General features: G+C 74.5%; 4 protein-coding genes and 1 pseudogene. 2 read left to right on the top strand and 3 right to left on the bottom strand.

Going from position 1 to position 19627, the window contains the following annotated elements; genetic code table 11:
- Nucleotides 1-12 precede the first annotated feature (12 nt).
- Together ACIPK4_RS26365 and ACIPK4_RS26360 are read right to left on the bottom strand one after the other, a co-directional pair.
- A complete protein-coding gene (locus tag ACIPK4_RS26365; protein ID WP_402316591.1) occupies nucleotides 13-4902 on the bottom strand; it encodes a type I polyketide synthase in 4890 nt (1629 codons plus the stop codon).
- 57 nt (nucleotides 4903-4959) lie between these two features.
- Nucleotides 4960-15660, bottom strand: a pseudogene (locus tag ACIPK4_RS26360) (beta-ketoacyl synthase N-terminal-like domain-containing protein); the annotation flags it as partial.
- Between the two features lie 686 nt (nucleotides 15661-16346).
- Between ACIPK4_RS26360 and ACIPK4_RS26355 the strand changes: the two are divergent.
- Nucleotides 16347-17978: an MFS transporter gene (locus ACIPK4_RS26355; RefSeq protein ID WP_054227090.1), complete on the top strand. Its 1632-nt coding sequence runs from the start codon at nucleotides 16347-16349 to the stop codon at nucleotides 17976-17978.
- A gap of 257 nt (nucleotides 17979-18235) precedes the next feature.
- The gene (locus ACIPK4_RS26350) at nucleotides 18236-18742 is read left to right on the top strand and encodes an FxLYD domain-containing protein (protein WP_402316588.1); all 507 of its coding nucleotides are present in this window, start codon (nucleotides 18236-18238) and stop codon (nucleotides 18740-18742) included.
- 96 nt (nucleotides 18743-18838) lie between these two features.
- Here ACIPK4_RS26350 and ACIPK4_RS26345 read toward each other — a convergent pair whose 3' ends face one another.
- Nucleotides 18839-19585 carry a TetR/AcrR family transcriptional regulator gene (locus ACIPK4_RS26345; RefSeq protein WP_402316586.1) on the bottom strand — a complete coding sequence of 249 codons (747 nt, stop codon included), beginning with the start codon at nucleotides 19583-19585 and terminating at the stop codon, nucleotides 18839-18841.
- Between the last annotated feature and the right edge of the window lie 42 nt (nucleotides 19586-19627).

Here is a 19627-nt window from a genome sequence, read left to right as displayed (position 1 = left end):
CTCGGGGCTCGGTCAGGCCAGGCCGAGTTCTCTGTCGATGAAGGCGAAGACGTCGTCCGCCGAGGCGGATTCGAGCTGGTCGCGGACCATCTCGCCGGTTCCCTGGAGGTCCGTGAGCCTGCCGACCAGGGCTTGCAGCCGTGAGGTGATCCGGCTGGAGCGGATCTGTTCGATGTCGAGGGAGGCGGCGAGCTCCTCGAAGCGGTCCAGCTCGGTGAGCACGTCGGCGGGGCCGCCGTCGCCGTCCTGGAACAGCTCGGTGCGCAGGAACGCGGCCAGCGCGGCGGGGGTCGCGTAGTCGAAGACCATCGTGCTCGGCAGGTTCGCGCCGGTCGCCTCACTCAGGCGCGAGCGCAGTTCCACGGCGGCGACGGAGTCGAAGCCGAGGTCCTCGAAGGCGCGGGTCGGTTCGAGTTCCGCCGGGGAGTCGTAGCCGAGCAGGGCGGCGACCTTGCCCCGGACCAGGTCCAGCAGGGCGCGGGTCTGCTCCGCCTCCGGCTTGCCGGCCAGCGAGGCCACCAGTGCGGATCCGCCGCCCGCGGCCGCCGGGCCGGCGGCGCCGGCGAGGATGTCGCGCACCTCGGGCAGGGCGTTCAGCAGCGGGCGGGGCCGGGCCAGCGTGTACGTGGGGACGAAGCGCTCCCAGTCGAACTCGGCGACCACGAGGTGGCTCTCCTCGTGCTCGATGACCTGGCGCAGCGCGCCGACCGCGATGGAGGGCCGCATGGCGGGCGCGCCGATCCGGCGCATCATCGCGCCGAGTTCGGCGTCGACCATGCCGCCGTCCCACGAGCTCCAGGCGACGGAGGTCACCGTACGGCCCTGGGCGCGGCGCCGGTGGGCGAGGCCGTCGAGGTGGGCGTTGGCCGCGGCGTAGGCGCTCTGGCCGGCGCTGCCCCAGACGGCCGCGCCGGAGGAGAAGAGGACGAAGGCGTCCAGCTCCCGGTCGGCCAGCAGTTCGTCGAGGAGGACGGCTCCGGTGACCTTGGCGTGCCCGACCTCGGCGAACTCCTCCAGGGAGAGGTCGGCGAGCGGGGCGATGCGCTGCATGGCGCCGGCGGCGTGGATGACGGCGGTGAGCGGCTGGTCCCCGGGTACGGAGTCCAGGACGCGGGAGAGGGAGGCGCGGTCGGTGACGTCACAGGCCTCGACGGTCACGCGGGCGCCCAGGGCCGTCAGTTCGGCGACGAGCTCGTCGGTGCCGGCGGCGGCGCGGCCGCTGCGGCTGGTGAGCAGCAGGTGCCCGGCGCCCTCGGCGGCGAACGTGCGGGCCACGTGGGCGCCGAGGCCGCCGGTGCCGCCCGTGATGAGGACGGTGCCGTGCGGCTGCCAGGTGCGGCGGGGCTCCTGCCCGGCGAGGGGGGCGCGCACGAGGCGGCGGACGAAGACTCCCTGCGGGCGGAGCGCGACGGCGTCCTCGCCCGAGGTGTCGGTGAGCAGCGAGCACAGGTGCCGGGCGCTGCCGGCGTCGGCGGCGGCGGGCAGGTCGACGATGCCGCCCCAGGTCTGCGGGAGGTCGAGGGCGAGGGCGCCGGCGAGGCCCCACAGGGGGGTCTGGGCGACGGACGTCACCTCGTGGGAGCCGGCCACAGCGGCCGCCCCGGAGGTGGCGAGCCACAGCGGGGCGGTGAGGCCGGCGTCGCCGTGCGCCTGGACCAGGGTGATGGTGGCGGCGAGGCCCCGGGAAAGGCCCGGGTGGCCGGGGTGGGGGTGTTCGTCGAGGGAGAGCAGCGAGAGCACGCCGGCTGCGGTGCGGCCGCGCAGCGCCTCGGTGAGCGCGGCGCGGTCCGGTCCGTCCACCTCGACGGTCTCGGGGGTGGCCCCGGCGTCGGCGATGGCGGCGAGCACGGCGGCGAGCCGCGGGTCGGCGGCCGTCCCCGGGGTCACGGCGACGAGCCAGGTGCCGGTCAGGGCCGCGGCGGGCAGGGTGTCGGGGGCGGGCTGCCAGACGACGCGGTAGCGCCAGGAGTCGAGGGTGTACGCGTCGCGGTGGCGGCGGCGCCACTTCGAGAGGGCGGGCAGCACCTCGTGCAGCGGGTCGGCGGCGATGTCCAGCCGGCCGGCGAGCGTGTCGGCGTCGGCGTGCTCGACGGCGTCCCAGAAGGCGGTGTCGGCGGGGTCGGCCGCGCCGCCGCCGGCGCCCGCGGCGAGGAGGCCGGGGGTGGCGGGGACGGTGTCGGCCCAGAAGCTGCGGTGCTGGAACGGGTACGTGGGCAGCGGGAGGCGGCGGGCCGGACCGCCGGACAGGGCGTCCCAGTCCAGGTCGGCGCCGCGGGCGAAGGCCTGGGCGACGGCGGCCAGGAGGGTGCGCGCCTCGTCGCGGCCGCGGCGCAGGGCGGGTACGGCGACTGCGCCGGACTCGGCCGTCAGCGAGTCGGCGGCCATCGGGGTGAGCGCGGCGTCCGGGCCCAGTTCGAGGAGGATGCGGGCGCCGTCGGCTTCGAGGGAGCGCAGGGCGTCGCAGAAGCGGACGGCCTCGCGGACGTGGCGGACCCAGTAGTCGGCGCTCTGGAGCTCACCGGGCCCTGCGGGGCGGCCGGTCAGGTTCGACACGACGGGGATCCGGGCCTCGTTCCAGGTGACGCTCTGCGCGACCTGGCGGAAGTCCTCCAGCATCGGGTCCATGAGCGGGGAGTGAAAGGCGTGCGAGACCCGCAGTTCCTTCGTCTTGCGGCCCTCCTGCCCGAAGTGGGCGGCGATGGCGCGGACGGTGTCCTGCTCGCCGGAGACGACCACCGCGCGGGGGCCGTTGACCGCGGCGATGCCGACGCCGTCGGTGAGGTGGGGGCGGACCTCCTCCTCGGTGGCCTGGAGCGCGGCCATGGCACCGCCCGCGGGCAGGGCCTGCATGAGGCGGCCGCGTGCGGTGACGAGGCGGGCGGCGTCGGCGAGGTCGAGGACGCCGGCGGCGTGGGCCGCGCTGATCTCGCCGATCGAGTGGCCGGCCAGCAGGTCGGGGCGCAGGCCCCAGGACCGGACGAGCCGGAACAGGGCGGTCTCGACGGCGAACAGCGCGGGCTGGGCGTAGGCGGTGTCGTTCAGCGCCTCTTCGTCCTCGCCCCACATCACGTGCTTCAGCGGGGCGTCGAGGTGCGCGTCGAGGGCGGCGGCCGCCTCGTCGAGGGCCTCGGCGAAGACAGGGAAGGCGGCGTGCAGTCCACGGCCCATGCCCAGGCGCTGGGCGCCCTGGCCGGAGAAGAGGAAGGCGGTGCGGACGTCGGGTTCGGCGACGGCGCGGGCGGCGTCGCCCGGGGTGTCGCCGTCCGCGAGCGCCGCCAGGCCCCGTACGAGCTCCTCGCGGTCCGCGGCGAGCAGGACGGCGCGGTGCTCCAGCGCGGCGCGGGTGACGGCCAGCGAGTGACCGAGGTCGCGTACGGAGGCCTCGTCCCCGGCGGCGTCCCGGCCGGCCAAGTGGTCCAGCAGGTTGGCCGCCTGGGCGCGCAGGGCGTCGGCGGTCTTCGCCGACAGCGGCAGCAGCGCGGGGGCCGCGGCGCCGGTGGCCGCGGCGGGCGCGGTGGTGTCGGCGTCCTCGGCGGCCGGGGCGTCCTCGGCGGGCGCGGCCTCGATGATGACGTGCGCGTTGGTGCCGCTGAGGCCGAACGCGGAGACGGCGGCGCGCCGCGGCTCCCCGGTCTCGGGCCAGGCGACGGCCTCGGTGAGCAGCCGGATGTTCCCCGCGGACCAGTCGACCTTCGGGGTCGGCTCGTCGACGTGCAGGGTCTTGGGCAGGATGCCGTGGCGGATCGCCTCGACCATCTTGATGATGCCGCCGACGCCGGCCGCGGCCTGCGCGTGGCCGATGTTCGACTTGATCGAGCCCAGCCACAGCGGCCGGTCCGCGGGGCGGCCCTTGCCGTACGTGGCGAGCAGCGCCTGCGCCTCGATCGGGTCGCCCAGGGTGGTGCCGGTGCCGTGCGCCTCGACCGCGTCGACCTGGTCGGCGGTGAGCTGCGCACCGGCGAGCGTCTGCTCGATCAGCCGCTGCTGGGAGGGGCCGTTGGGGGCGGTGATGCCGTTGGAGGCGCCGTCCTGGTTGATGGCGGAGCCGCGGATGACGGCGAGCACCGGGTGGCCGTTGCGGCGGGCGTCGGAGAGCCGTTCGACGACGAGCATGCCGGCCCCTTCGCCCCAGCCGGTGCCGTCGGCGGCCGCGGCGAAGGACTTGCAGCGGCCGTTGGGGGCGAGGCCGCGCTCCTGGCTGAACCCGACGAAGGAGGTGGGGGTGGCCATGACGGTCACGCCGCCGGCCAGGGCGAGGGTGCACTCCCCGGCGCGCAGGGCCTTGACCGCCCAGTGCAGGGCGACCAGCGAGGAGGAGCAGGCCGTGTCGACGGTGACCGCGGGGCCCTCGAGGCCGAGGGTGTAGGAGATGCGGCCGGAGGCGATGGAGCCGAGGCCGCCGATCCCTCCGTCGGAGGGGTAGTCGTGGTAGACGACGCCCGCGTAGACGCCGGTGCGGCTGCCGCGCAGCGAGTGCGGGTCGATGGTCGCGCGCTCCAGCGCCTCCCAGGAGGTTTCCAGCAGCAGGCGCTGCTGGGGGTCGGTCTCCCGCGCCTCCTTGGGGCTGATCTTGAAGAAGTCGGCGTCGAACCGGTCGGCGTCGTGCAGGAAGCCGCCCTCGCGGGCGTACGACTTCCCGGGCGTCCCGGGCTCCGGGTCGTACAGCCCGTCGACGTCCCAGCCGCGGTTGAGGGGGAAGCCGGTGATCCCGTCGCCGCCCGAGGCCACCAGGTCCCACAGGTCCTCGGGGGATCCGATCCCGCCGGGGTAGCGGCAGCTCATTCCGACGATCGCGATCGGCTCGTGTTCACGGGCCTCGGCTTCCCGCAGGCGCCGCTTGGCGCTCTGCAGGTCGGCGGTGGCGCGCTTGAGATAGTCGCGGAGTTTGTCCTGGTCAGGCATCTGAAGTCAACCAATCTGAAGCCAACTGTGGTCCGTGCCGGTCGGGGTCTCTCAGGGTCAGAGCCCGAGCTCCCGGTCCAGTGCCTCGAACAGTTCGTCGTCGGTGACCGCCTCGAAGTCCTGCTCCGGGCCGGTCGGTTCGGTGGTGCGGGTGTCCTGCCAGCGGCGCAGCACCGCTTCGAGCCGTGCGGTGATCCGGGTGGGATCGGCGGCGTCCCCTGCGACGGCCGCGAGGGCCGCGTCCAGCTGGTCCAGGGCCTCGGCCACGGCCTGCGTCCCGTCGTCGCCGTCGGGCTGTACGGCGGCGGCCAGGTAGCCCGCCACGGCCCGTGACGTCGGGAAGTCGAAGGCCAGGCTCGCCGGGAGGGCGAGACCGGTGGCCGTGCCCAGCCGGCTGCGCAGTTCGACCACGGCCAGCGAGTCGAAGCCGAGCTCCTGGAAAGACTGGTCGGCGGCCACGGCGTCGGCCGAGGCGTGGCCGAGCAGCCCGGCGACGTGGGAGCGCACCACCTCCAGCAGCACCCGCTCCCGCTCCTGCGGGTCCAGTCCGGTCAGGCGCCGCCGCAGCTGGTCGGCCTCGTCGGCGCCGCCGCGGCCCGGCCGGCCGGCGGGGGTCCGTACGAAGCCGGCCAGGACGGCCGGTACGCGGCCGGTGGCCGAGCGGAGGGTGCCGCGGTCGGGGTCGAGGGCGGTCAGGTCCGCCTCGGCGGTGCGCAGCGCCTCGTCGAGCAGCTCCAGTCCGCGGTCGGCGCCGAGGGCGGGCAGGCCCAGAGAGGCCGCCAGGGCGTGCTGCTCCGCGGTCCCGCCTGCGGCCTCCCACGGCCCGAAGGCCAGGGCGGTCGCGGCGAGTCCGAGGCCGTGGCGGTGCCGGGCGAGCGCGCTGAGGAAGCCGGCCGCGGCGGCCAGGGGGCCCTGTCCGGCGCCGTGCATCAGCCCGGCGGAGGAGGACACCAGCAGGAAGGCCGCGAGGCGGTCGCCGCGGGTGAGCTCGTGCAGGTTCCAGGCCGTGTCGGCGCTGCGCCGCAGGTCGGTGTCGAGTCCGGCCCGGGCCTGCGCGTCGATGCGGGCGGTGCCGGCCGGGAGGTCGGCGTGCACGACCGCGACGAGCGGGTGCTCGGCGGGTATGCCGGCCAGCAGCGCGGCGAGCGCGGTGCGGTCGGCGGGGTCGCAGTCGGCCACCACCGTGTCGGCGGCGAGACCGGCGAGGCCGTCGGGTGCGGCGGCGCCGTCCGTACGGGTGAGCAGCAGGCGGGTGGCGCCGTACTCGGTCACCAGGCGGCGGGCCACGGCCGCGCCGGCGGCGGACCAGGCGCCGGTGACCAGGACCGTGCCGGACGCCAGGGACGGCCGGTCCGCGTCCGGGACGGCGGCCTTGACCAGCCGCGGTACGAGGACGGTGCCGGCCCGGATCGCGAACTCGGTCAGTCCGGAGCCGAGCGCGGCGGGCAGCGCCTGCCGGGAGGCCTCGGTGTCGTCGAGGTCGGCCAGCACGAACCGGCCCGGGTGCTCGCTCTGGGCGGCCCGTACCAGTCCCCAGACCGGGGCCTGGGCGAGGTCGGCGCCCTCGTCCTCGCGGACGGCGACGGCGCCGCGGGTGACGACGGTCAGGGGCGCGGTCCGCTCCTCGTCGAGCCACTGCGCGAGCCGGGCGAGCGTGGCCGCGGCCACCGTGCGGGCGCGGGCGGCCGCGTCGGTGTCGGCGGCCCCTTCGGGAACGGGGCATTCGAAGAGGACGGGCGCGTCCTGCACCACGGAGCCGGCGGGGGCCTGGGCCCAGGTCAGCCGGTAGAGGGCGCCGGGCTGTTCGCCGGTGCGCAGCTCCTGCGCCTGGACGGTCCGCTGGGTGACCGCGGCCGCCGACAGGACGGGACGGCCCTCCTCGTCGGCCGCTTCGAGGGCGAGCGCGTCCTGTGCGTCGCGGGTGATGCGGACGCGGAGGGCGGCGGCGCCGGTCCGGTGCACCTGGAGGCCGGTCCAGGAGGCGGTGGCGAGCGGGGCCGGAGCCCCGGTGTCGAGCCGGTCGAGGCGGTCGAGGCGGTCGAGGTGCAGGGCCGCGTCGAGCAGGGCGGGGTGGACGGTGAACCGGTCGGCCGCGGCCTCGCCGGAGCCCGCTCCGGCGGGCAGGGCGATCTCGGCGAACAGTTCGTCGCCGCGCCGCCAGGCCGCCTGGAGGCCCTGGAAGACGGGGCCGTACCCGTATCCGCCGGCGAGCAGCCGCTCGTACGCGTCGGCCACGGCGACGGGCGCGGCGCCCGGGGGCGGCCACGCCGACAGGTCGGCGGGGGCGGACGCGGCGGCGGTGGCGAGGGTGCCTTCGGCGTGCAGGCTCCAGCCGGAGTCCGCGTCGCCGTCGGGGTCCTCGGCGCGGGAGTGCACGCTCACCGTGCGCAGGCCGTCCTCGCCGGGGGCGCCCACCACCACGTGGAGGGGGACGCCGCCCTGCTCGGGCAGCGGCAGCGGGGCGTGCAGGGTCAGGCCGGCCAGCCGGTCGCAGCCGAACTCGGCGCCGGCGCGCAGGGCCAGCTCCACGAAGCCGGTGGCCGGGAGGACGACCGTGCCGAGCAGGTCGTGGTCCTCCAGCCAGGGCTGGGCGGTGCGGGCCGGGCGGCCGGTGAAGGTGGCACCGCCGGTGCCGGGCGCGGGGACGACCGCGCTCAGCAGCGGGTGGTCCACGGCGTCGAGGCCGAGCGAGCCGGCGTCCCCGCCGCGGCGCTCGTCGAGCGCCCAGAAGCGGTCGCGGCGGAAGGCGTACGTCGGCAGTTCGATGCGCTGCGCGCCGCTGCCGGCGAAGAAGGCGCGCCAGTCGACGTCGACGCCGTGGGTGTGGGCCTGCGCGACGGCGGCCACGAGGGTGTGCTCCTCGTCGCGTTCGCGCCGTGACAGGGCCAGGAACACCGGGGTGCTGCCGGTGCCGGTGCCTGTGCCTGTGCCGGCGTCGGTGTCGGTGTCGGTGTCGGTGAGGCAGGCGGGGCCGAGGCCGGCGAGGACGGCGTCGGGGCCGACCTCGACGAAGGCGGTGGCTCCGGCCTCGGCGAGGGCCCGTACGCCGTCGCCGAAGCGGACGGCCCGGCGGACGTGCCGGACCCAGTACTGCGGGTCGGCGATCTCCTGGGCGGTCATGATCCGGCCGGTCACGTTCGAGACGAGCGGGATGCGGGGCTCCGCCGGGGAGAGCGCGTCCGCGACGGCGCCGAACTCGGCGAGCATCGGGTCCATCAGCGGCGAGTGGAAGGCGTGCGAGACGCGCAGCCGGGAGGTCTTGCGGCCCAGGGCCGTGAAGTGCTCCCGGATCGCCTCGACTTCGCCCTCGGCTCCCGAGACCACCACGGACTGCGGTCCGTTGACCGCGCCGATGCTCACGGCGTCGGTCAGCAGCGGCAGCACCTCGTCCTCGGAGGCCTGGACGGCCAGCATGGCTCCGCCCTCGGGCAGGGCCTGCATCAGCCGGCCGCGGGCGGCGACCAGCTTGGCCGCGTCGGCCAGCGAGAGCACGCCGGAGACGTGGGCGGCGACGATCTCGCCGATGGAGTGGCCGGCGAGGAAGTCCGGGCGGATCCCCCAGGACTCCAGCAGCCGGAACAGGGCGGTCTCGAAGGCGAACAGTCCGGTCTGGGTGTGGACGGTTCGGCTGAGTTCGGTCGCGTCCTCGCCCCAGACGACCTCGCGCAGGGGCCGGTCCAGGTGCCGGTCGAGCTCGGCGAGGGCGGCGTCGAAGGCCTCGGCGAACACCGGGAAGGCGGCGTGCAGTTCGCGCCCCATGCCGGGGCGCTGCGCGCCCTGGCCGGAGAACAGGAAGGCGGTGAGTCCGCCGGTGGCGGCCCGGACGGCGGGCACGGCGGCCGGGGCGCCGGACGCGAGCGCGGCCAGTGCCTGGCGGGCCTGCGCGGGGTCGCCCGCGATCAGCGCGGCCCGGTGTTCCATGGGCGCCCGCGTGGTCGCCAGGGAGAACCCGACGTCACGCGGCTGCGCCGCGGGCAGCGTGTCCAGGTGGCCCAGCAGCCGCCCGGCCTGCCGCACGAGGCCCTCCGGGTCCCGGGCGGACAGAACCCACGGCACGACCCGCGCGGCGGCACCTGCCGCCCCGGCCGATGCGGCCGGGCCGTCCGCCGCGGCGGGGCCACCCGAGGCGCTCGGCGCAGCCGACGTGCCGACGCCGCCGGCGGCGGCCGGGGAGCCCGGGGCAGCCGCGGAAGGCGGCTGCGGGAGGGCCGGGGCCTCCAGGATGACGTGGGCATTGGTGCCGCTGATGCCGAAGGAGGAGACGCCGGCCCGGCGCGGGCGGTCCGACTCGGGCCACTTGCGGGCCTCGTCGAGGAGGCGGACGGCGCCCGCCTCCCAGTCGACCTGGGCCGACGGCGCGTCCAGGTGGAGCGACTTCGGCATGATGCCGGTCCGCAGCGCCTGCACCACCTTGATGACGCCGGCGACGCCCGCGGCTGCCTGGGTGTGCCCGATGTTCGACTTGATGGACCCCAGCCACAGCGGCTCGGCGTCGCCGCGGTCCTGTCCGTACGTGGCGAGCAGCGCCTGGGCCTCGATCGGGTCCCCGAGGGTGGTGCCCGTGCCGTGCGCCTCGACGAGGTCGACGTCGGCGGTGGACAGGCCCGCGTTGGCCAGGGCCTGGCGGATGACCCGCTGCTGGGAGGGGCCGTTCGGCGCCATCAGGCCGTTGCTGGCGCCGTCCTGGTTGACGGCGCTGCCGCGCAGCACGGCCAGTACCTGGTGCCCGTTGCGCCGCGCGTCCGACAGCCGCTCGATCACGAGGACGCCGACGCCCTCGGACCACGCGGCGCCGTCCGCCGCGGCGGAGAACGACTTGCACCGGCCGTCCTTGGACAGGCCGCGCTGCCGGGAGAACTCCACGAAGGTCTCCGTGGAGGACATCACGGTCACGCCGCCGACCAGGGCCAGCGGGCACTCGCCCGACCGCAGGGCCTGCGCCGCGAGGTGCAGGGCGACCAGCGAGGACGAGCAGGCGGTGTCCACCGTCACGGACGGGCCTTCGAGGCCGAACGTGTAGGAGACGCGGCCCGAGCCGAGCGAGCCGGCGGCGCTGTTGCCGGTGTAGTCGTGGTACATGATCCCGGCGAACACACCGGTCGACGTGCCCTTCAGCGAGGCCTGGTCGATCGCCGCGCGCTCCAGCGCCTCGTACGCGACCTCCAGCAGCAGCCGGTGCTGCGGGTCCGTGGTCAGCGCGTCGTTGGGGCTCATCCCGAAGAAGGCGGGGTCGAACTCGTCGGCGTCGTGCAGGAAGCCGCCGTGGCGCACGTACACCTTGCCGGGGGTGCCCGGTTCGGGGTCGTACAGCCCGTCGATGTCCCAGCCGCGGTTGACGGGGAACTCGGTGATCGCGTCGACCTCGTCCTCGACGAGGCTCCACAGCTCCTCGGGGGATCGGACGCCGCCCGGGTAGCGGCAGGCCATGCCGACGATCACGATCGGGTCGTCGTCACCGGCCGCCGGGCCCGCTGTGGCGGCGGCCGTGGCCGTGGCGGTGGCGGCGGAGCCGGCGAGCAGCGTGTCGAGGTGCTCGGCGACGGCCTGGGCGTTCGGGTGGTCGAAGACGAGCGTCGGGGTCAGCCGCAGCCCGGTCGCGGTGGTGAGCTGGTTGCGCAGTTCCAGTGCGGTCAGCGAGTCGAAGCCGAGCTCGTTGAAGGCCCGGTCGGGCCCGACCTCGGCCGTGGAGGAGTGCCCCAGGATCGAGGCCACCTGGCCGCGTACGAGGTCCAGCAGGGCGCGGCGGCGCTCCTTGTCCGGCAGCGCGGCGAGCTGCCCGCCCTGCGTGGCGGCGCGGGCGACGGTACGGCCCGCGGTACGGGCGCGCCGGCGGACCAGCGCGCAGAACTGGGCGGGCAGGTCGTCGGCGGCGCGCAGGGCGGCGAGGTCCAGGGCGAGCGGCAGCAGGACGGAGTCGGCCGCGGTGGTGGCGGCCTCGAACAGGGCCAGGCCGTCGGTGGCGGACAGCGCGCCGATGCCGGAGCGGCGCATGCGCTGGAGGTCGGTGCTGTTCAGCTCCTCCGCCATGCCGTCGCCGCTGACGGAGCCGCCGTCGCCCTCGGTGGCCCACAGGCCCCAGGCGAGCGACTGGCCGGGCAGCCCCTCGGCGCGGCGGTGGGCGGCGAGGGCGTCGAGGAAGGCGTTGCCGGCGGCGTAGTTGCCCTGGCCCGGGTTGCCGAGGACGCCGGCGACCGAGGAGAACAGCACGAAGGCGGTCAGGTCCCGGTCCCGGGTCAGCTCGTGGAGGTTCCACGCGGCGTCGACCTTGGGGCGCAGCGCCCCGGCGAGCAGTTCGGGGGTGAGCGAGCCGATGGTGACGTCGCCGAGGACGCCGGCGAGGTGGATCACCGCGGACACGGGGTGCCGGGCGAGCAGGTCGCGTGCCTGCTCCGGGTCGGCGAGGTCGCAGGCGGCGAGGGTGACCTCGGCGCCCAGGGCGGTGAGTTCGGCGTGCAGCTCGGCGGCGCCGGGGGCCTCGGGACCGCGGCGGCCGGCCAGCAGGAGTTCGCGCACGCCGTGCTCGGTCACGAGGTGGCGGGCGACCAGGCGGCCGAGCGTGCCGGTGCCGCCGGCGAGCAGGACGGCGCCCGGGCCGTCGAAGCGAACCGTTTCGTCCGCCGTGGCGGAGGAGGTCGCGCGGACCAGGCGCGGCGCGGACAGCGCACCGCCCCGTACGACGATCTCGGGCTCGGCCGCGGCCAGGAGCACGGCGGGGTCCACCGTGAGCCCCGTGGAGCCGGGTTCGAGGTCGGCGAGCACGATCCGGCCGGGGTTCTCGGCCTGGGCGGAGCGCATCAGGCCGCGGACCGCAGCGCCGGCCAGGTCGGTGACGCCCTCGCCGGGCGCGGCGACGGCGCCGCGGGTGACCACGAGCAGGCGGGACTCGGCGAACCGCTCGTCGGCGAGCCACTCCTGTACGCGGGCCAGGGCCCGGGCGGTGGCCGCGTGCACGCGGGCGGCGGTGCCCCCCGCCGCGGCGGCGCCGAGGTCGTCGTGGTCGCCGAGGTCGTCGAAGTCGTCGAGGACCAGTACGTCCTGCGCGGGCCCGGTCCGGTCGTCCGCCTCCCAACGGCCCCAGGTCAGCGGGGCGGGAGCGGCGGCAGCGGCGAGCGGCTGCAGTTCGACGGCGAACAGCGACCCGCCCGGGGCGGCCTGACCCGCGGCGTCGGCGGCGGCGCCGGCCCGCGAGACGAGCGATTCGACGGAGAAGACCGGCAGGCCCTCCGCGTCGGCGCCGTCGAGGGTGATGGCGTCGGGGCCACTGGGGGCGATCCGCACCCGCAGCCGGGTCGCGCCGACGGCGTGGAAGCGGACGCCCTTCCAGGCGAACGGCAGCAGCACACCGGAACCGGCGGAGCCGCCGGTGGTGTCGCCGGAGCCGTCGTCGAGCAGCGAGCCGTGCAGGGCCGCGTCGAGGAGGGCGGGGTGGACGCCGAAGCGGGCGGCGTCCTCGTGCGCCTGCTCGGGCAGTTCGACCTCGGCGAAGACGGTGTCGCCCTGGCGCCAGGCGGCCTGGAGGCCCTGGAACACCGGCCCGTAGTGGTAGCCGCGCTCCTGGAGCAGTGCGTACGCGTCGTCCAGGGGCACCTCGGCGGCATCGGCGGGCGGCCACGCGGTGAGGTCGGCGCCGGGGGCCACGGGCGCGGTGCCCAGGAGGCCCTGGGCGTGCAGCAGCCAGGGGGTTTCGGGAGTGGCGTCCTGGGGGCGGGAGTGGATGAGCACGGTCCGGCGGCCCAGCTCGTCGGCGCCGGAGACGGAGACCTGGAGGGCGACGCCGCCGTGCTCGGGCAGCACGAGCGGGGCCTGGAGGATGAGCTCTTCCAGGGTGGTGTGGCCGACCTGCTCACCGGCGTGCAGGGCGAGTTCGACGAAACCGGTGCCGGGCAGCAGCACGGCGCCGAGGACGTCGTGGTCGGCCAGCCAGGGCTGGGCGTCGACGGCGAGCCGGCCGCTGAAGGTCACCCCGTCCGTGTCGGGGGAGGTGATGACCGCGCCGAGCAGCGGGTGGTCGGCGGGTGCGAGGCCGAGGGCGGAGGCGTCGCCGCCGCCCGCGAGCTCGGCGGTCATCCAGTACCGCTCGCGCTGGAAGGCGTACGTCGGCAGCGCGACCACCTGCGCACCGGTACCGGCGTGGAAGGCGGCCCAGTCGACGGGGGTGCCGGTGGTGTGGAGCCGGGCGAGCGCCGTCAGGAGGGTGCGGGCCTCGGGGCGGTTCTTGCGGACGGCGGGCTCGGCCACGGCGTCGCCGCCGTCGAGGGTGGTGCGGGTGAGGGCGGTCAGGACGGCGTCGGGGCCGAGCTCCAGGAAGGTCTGGACGCCCTTGGCGGCGAGGTGCTGGACGGTGTCGGAGAAGCGGACGGCTTCGCGCAGGTGGCGGGTCCAGTACTCCGGGGTGCCCCAGTCCTCGCTGATCTCGCCGTGGACCCCGGCGACGACCGGGATCTGCGCGGGGGCGTACGTCACGGATTCGGCGACGGCCCGGAACTCGGCCAGGACCGGGTCCATCAGCGGTGAGTGGAAGGCGTGCGAGACGCGCAGCCGGGTCGTCTTGCGGCCCTGCTCCGTGAACTGCGCCTGGATGGCGTTGACGGCCTCCTCGATACCCGAGACCACGATCGAACGGGGGCTGTTGATCGCCGCGATCCCGACCGTGTCGCTCAGGAGCGGGAGGATCTCCTCCTCCGTCGCCTCGATCGCGGCCATCGCACCGCCCGCGGGCAGCGCCTGCATCAGGCGGCCACGGGCGGCCACCAGACGGGCCGCGTCCTCCAGCGACAGCACCCCGGCTACATGGGCCGCGGTGATCTCGCCGATGGAGTGACCGGCCAGGAAGTCCGGCCGCACACCCCACGACTCGACGAGCCGGAACAGAGCCGTCTCGATCGCGAACAGGGCGGGCTGCGTGTAGGCGGTGCTGTTCAGCAGCGCCTCGTCCTCGGCGGACTCACCCCACATCACCTCGTACAACGGCCTGTCGAGGTGCACGTCCAGCGCAGCGACCACCGCATCCAGAGCGTCCGCGAACACCGGGAACGCGGCGTGCAGTTCACGGCCCATGCCCGGGCGCTGCGCCCCCTGGCCCGTGAACAGGAACGCCGAGCGGCCCTCCCGTACGACGCCCTGCACCGCGCCCGTGGCCGTGCCCTCGGCGAGGGCGGCGAGGCCGGCGAGGAGTTCCTCGCGGTCGGCGCCGACGACGACGGCCCGGTGCTCGTGCGGGGTGCGGGTGGTGGCCGCGGAGAACCCGAGGTCGGTGAGGGACACATCGGGGTGCCCGGTGACGTGCGCGTGCAGCCGCCCGGCCTGCTCGGCCAGCGCCTTCGGCGTACGGCCCGACAGGGCGACGGGGACCAGCGGCAGTGCGCGGGGCTCGGCCTCGGCCTCCGCCGTCTCGGCGGCCGGGGCCTCCTCGACGATGACGTGCGCGTTCGTACCGCTGAGGCCGAAGGAGGAGATGCCCGCCCGGCGCGGGCGCTCGCCCGCCGGCCAGGCGACCGGCTCGGTCAGCAGTTTGACGTTGCCCGCGGTCCAGTCGACGTGCGGGGTGGGGTCCTCGGCGTACAGGGTCCTGGGCAGGACGCCGTGGCGCAGCGCCTGGACCATCTTGATGACGCCGCCGACGCCGGCCGCCGCCTGCGTGTGGGCGAGGTTCGACTTCAGGGAGCCGAGCCAGAGCGGCTTGTCCTCGTCGCGGCCCTGGCCGTACGTGGCGAGCAGGGCCTGCGCCTCGATCGGGTCGCCGAGGCGGGTGCCGGTGCCGTGGGCCTCGACGGCGTCGACGTCCGCGACCGTCAGGTTCGCGTTCTCCAGGGCGCTGCGGATGACGCGCTGCTGGGAGGGCCCGTTGGGGGCGGTCATGGAGCTGGACGCGCCGTCCTGGTTGACGGCGGAGCCCTTGATGACGGCGAGGACCCGGTGGCCGTTGCGGCGGGCGTCGGAGAGCCGTTCCAGGACGAGGACGCCGACGCCCTCGGAGCAGCCGGTGCCGTCGGCGTCCGAGGCGAACGGCTTGCAGCGGCCGTCGGCGGCCATGCCGCGCTGGTGGCTGAAGTAGAGGAACATGTCCGGCTCGGTCATCACGGTGACGCCGCCGGCCAGGGCGAGTGTGGACTCGCCGGAGTTCAGGGACTGTGCGGCGAGGTGCAGGGCGACGAGGGACGAGGAGCAGGCCGTGTCGATGGTGACGGCCGGGCCCTCCAGGCCGAGGCTGAACGCGACGCGGCCGGTGACGAGGCTGCCGCCGGTGGTGGCCGCGGCTTCGGTGCCCAGCGCGTAGTCGTGGTACATCACGCCGCCGAAGACGCCGGTCTTCGTGCCGCGGAGGGTGTGCGGGGCGATGCCCGCGTTCTCGATGGCCTCCCAGGACGTCTCCAGCAGCAGGCGCTGCTGGGGGTCGAGCGCCAGGGCCTCGCGCGGGGAGATCCCGAACAGGCCCGCGTCGAAGTCGCCGGCGTCGTAGAGGAAGCCGCCCTCGCGGGTGATCGTCCGCCCGGGCTTGCCCGGCTCGGGGTCGTACAGGGCGTCGGTGTTCCAGCCGCGGTCCTCGGGGAACGCGGAGACGCCGTCACGGCCCTCGGCCACGAGCTGCCACAGCTCGTCCGGGGAGGTGACCCCACCCGGGTAGCGGCAGGCCATGCCCACGACCGCGATCGGTTCGCCCGACGACCTGCGCTCCGCCGCGGCGAGCCGTTTACGGGCTTCACGCAAGTCGGTGGTCGCCCGGCGTAGATACCCGAGAAGCTTCTCCTCGTTGCTCACCGAGCACACCCTCCTATGCCATTCGACGACGCCGGGGCGAGATGAGTTTTCCGCGCGCTCGGGGGCAGTAATTCCGATACTGCGCCGAGCCGGCACGTACGTTTCACAAACTCGCAGCGGACTGAGATCTCTCGAAAATTACTTCGGTGACGGGTGGTCCGCCCACCCCTGAGCGCGGCCCCGGGCCCCCTAGGATCACGACCGTCCCACCCCTCCCCGGTGGGGAGCGGCCCGAGTTGGGCCCCCGGCGCCGGCCGGACCCCTTGACGCCGGCAAGGGCATGCCAGGGGTCGGCTTAGGGGTGGTTAGGGGTGGCTCCGGGGCAAATGGCTCCGTTAGCGTTCAGTGCGGAAACTCTGACGAGAGCCAGACGAATCGTCCACCGGAAATACGCTGCTTTCAGGGATACAGAATGTCTTGCAAAGACCCGGCGTTAGCACTCCGTACCGGCGATCCGATTTCCGTGCCGGATCTCACTCATATCCGTTCCATCGAGCGCCTGGGGTACCGCACCCCACGGCGCTCACGCTGTCTTCCGCCGCTCCACGCAGGACCCGTTCCCGCTTCCACCGCTCGCGGCGCAACCCCCCACCCCACCCTCCACCCCCCAACGAGTACGTGACACGCATGTGCGTACCTGATACGCTCTGCGTGCCGCGTACGCCGAGAGGATATGGACGATAGCCATGACGGAACTGAAGCCCAAAGCAGGAACGAAGGAGTGGATCGGCCTAGGAGTGATCGTTCTGGTCACCCTGCTGGTCTCTGTCGATGTGTCCGTGCTGGGATTCGCGATCGCGCCACTGAGCGAGGACATCTCGCCCACCGCCTCGCAGCTGCTGTGGATCATGGACATCTACAGCTTCGTCCTGGCCGGCACCCTGGTCACCGTCGGCTGGCTCGGCGACCGCATCGGCCGTCGCAAGCTGCTGCTGATCGGTGCCGCCCTGTTCGGCGTGGCCTCGGCCCTCGCCGCCTTTTCCACCAGCCCTGAGATGCTCATCGCCTCGCGGGCGCTGCTCGGCCTGGCCGCGTCGACCCTGACGCCGACGTCGCTGGCGCTGATCCGCAACATGTTCCACGACGCCAAGGAGCGCAAGACGGCCATCGCGGCCTGGGGTGGCACGCTCACCTCGGGTGCCGCCATCGGCCCCGTCGTCGGCGGTCTCCTGCTGAACAACTTCTGGTGGGGCTCGGTCTTCCTGATCAACACCCCGGTGATGGTCCTGGTCCTGCTCTCGGCCCCGTTCCTCCTGCCCGACTACCGCGACCCGAACCGCGGCAAGCTCGACCTGCTGAGCACCGCGCTCTCCCTGGCCGGCGTCATGACGCTGATCTACGGGTTCAAGGAGCTCGTCATCGAGGGCTACAGCCAGAGCGCCCTCATCTGGGCCGTGGCCGGCGCCGTCCTGATCGTCGCCTTCGTGATCCGCCAGAAGACGGCCGCCCACCCGATGATCAACATCTCGCTGTTCCGCAGCGGCGGCTTCAGCGGCGCCGTCATCGTCAACCTGATGGTCGCCTTCGCCCTCATGGGCAGCAGCGTCCTGACGAACCAGTACCTCCAGCTGGTGCTCGGCTACTCCGCGCTCAAGGCCTCGCTGTGGTCGCTGGCACCGATGCCCGCCATCGGTATCGCGGTCGCCCTCGCCGCCTCGCTCGGCCGCAAGGTCCGCCCCGCGGTCCTCATCGGCTCCGCCCTGGTCATCATGGCCGCCGGCTTCGGCGTCCTGACCATGGTCGAGGTGGACTCCAGCATCGCGGTCATCCTCGTCGGCGTCGGCCTGCTGGCCGGCGGCATGGTCGCCGCCAAGACCCTGGCGGCCGAGATCGTGGTCACGTCCGCCCCGCCGGAGGAGGCCGGTTCCTCGGTCGCGACGTCCGAGACCTTCACCGAGTTCGGCATCGCCTTCGGCTTCGCCACGCTCGGCTCCATCGGCTCCCACATCTACCGCGCCGACATGACCAAGGTCAGCCCCGACGGCGTCACGGGCGAGGCGCTCGACTCGCTGCGCAGCACCATCGGTGGTGCGGCCGACGTGGCCGCCCACCAGTCGCAGCAGATCGGCGGCCAGATCATCGAGGCGAGCCGGGAGGCCTTCACCCACGGCCTGCAGGTGGCCACGCTCGCCGGCGCCGGCCTCATGCTCCTCACCGCCCTGATCGCCGCCCTCCTGCTCCGCAAGACCCCGATCGAGGCGGCGCTGCCCGGCTCGCTCGAGGCCGCCCAGTCGCAGGAGCCCCAGCACGTCCCGACCACCGCCGGTGCGGCTTCCACCCCCGCCGCCGCACCGCACTCTTCGGTCGCCTATCACTGATCCGCGACAGGCCCGAAGGGCACGGGAAAGAAACGTCCGCCCCGACCACCACCAGGTGGCCGGGGCGGACGCGTTTACGCCCTCACGTTTACGCCCTCACAGGGAGCGCCGGGTCGCGTTCCCGTCGGTTCCGGGCCAGCGGGCCAGCGGGCCGGCAACGCCAGACCTGATGTCACGGATTTGCGACACCGGGCCCCCAGCCCGAGCCCGAGCCGCCGGTACGTCGTTCACATAGGAACACATACCGTAGGAGTCGCATGTCCCAGCAATACGCCCAGCCCACGCCGCCCCAGGGGCCACCTCCCAAGAAGGTGGGCGCCGGCAAGATCGTCGGCTTCTCTTGCCTAGGCATCGTCGGCCTCGTCGTCATTTCAGCCGTCGCGGGGCTCGCGGGCAGCAGCGACCCCAAGAAGGAAGCGGCTCCGCCCGCTGCCGCCGGGGTCGGGGCAGCGCCCTCACCCGTCGCGAAAGCAGCCCCTCCGGGCGGCGCCGAGGGCGACGTCCAGATCAAGACGTGCGAAGTCGACCCAAGCCTGGGCTGGGCCAAGGCGGGCCTGACGATCACCAACAGGTCGTCGAAGACCAGCAACTACATGGTCCAGGTCGAGTTCGTCGATGCATCCGGAACCCGGCTCGGCGACGCCCTCGCCGCGACCAACAACCTTGCCCCCGGTCAGAGCGCCCAGAACACCGCCCAGGGCCTCGACCAGATCAAGAGCAAGATCACGTGCAAGGTCACGAAGGTGACCCGCTACGCCTCCTGAACACGTGTGCCCCCGCCGCCTCTCGGCCGCGGGGGCACAACGCGGATCTTGCCCGTCGTGAACGCGATGCCTCCGCCGGCACCGGCAGTGGCGGGGTCAGCCCAGCGGGTTCTCGCCGGCCTTCGTGCGCACCAGGACCTCGATGCCGTCGAGCACCCGCTCCAGGCCGAAGGTGAAGTCGTCGTCCGTCTCCTGGAAGGTGCCCGCCTCGATCAGCTCGCGGACCGCGGGGAAGGTCTCGGCGTCGACGAACTTGTCCATGGCCCGGCCGTAGGCGGCCATCAGCTCCTCCTCGCTCTCGTCCTGGCTGGTCAGCGGCATGGACACCTGCGCGTTGTTGCGCACGTAGCCGACCATCAGCAGCATCACCGAGAGCTTCTCGTTCGGCGAGAGCCCCGTGCGGCCGAGCGTGCGCAGCCCGCATTCGAGCCAGCTCATCTGGCCCGGCTCCAGCGGCGGCCCGCTGACCGGCACTTGGAGCATCCACGGGTGACGCCGGAAGATCTCCAGGAACGCGCGGGCCCACAGCTCCAGGCCGCCGCGCCAGTCCTTGTCGCTGCCTTCGAGCAGCGGCGGCTTGCCGTACGCCATGTCGACCATGAGCGAGTGGAGTTCGTCCTTGCTCGACACGTGCCGGTACAGGGACATCGTCGCGAAGTCGAGCCGCTCGGCCACCCGGGCCATCGACAGGGACCCCAGCCCGAACTGGTCCGCGTACTCGATCGCCGCCGTGACGATGCGTGCCGCGCTCAGGCCCGCGCGTGCTCCGCGCTGTTCACGGCTGCGCAGCTCCCACAGCACGTCGATGCTGCCCGGCAGGCCGCTGCCCTCGTTGCTGGTCATGGAGCGTCCCGCCTTCATTCGTCCTCTTCACGGATTCACGGA

The sequence above is a fragment of the Streptomyces sp. NPDC086989 genome (genome assembly GCF_044745505.1).
GTDB lineage: Bacteria > Actinomycetota > Actinomycetes > Streptomycetales > Streptomycetaceae > Streptomyces.
This window is presented reverse-complemented; position numbering and strand designations above follow the sequence as displayed.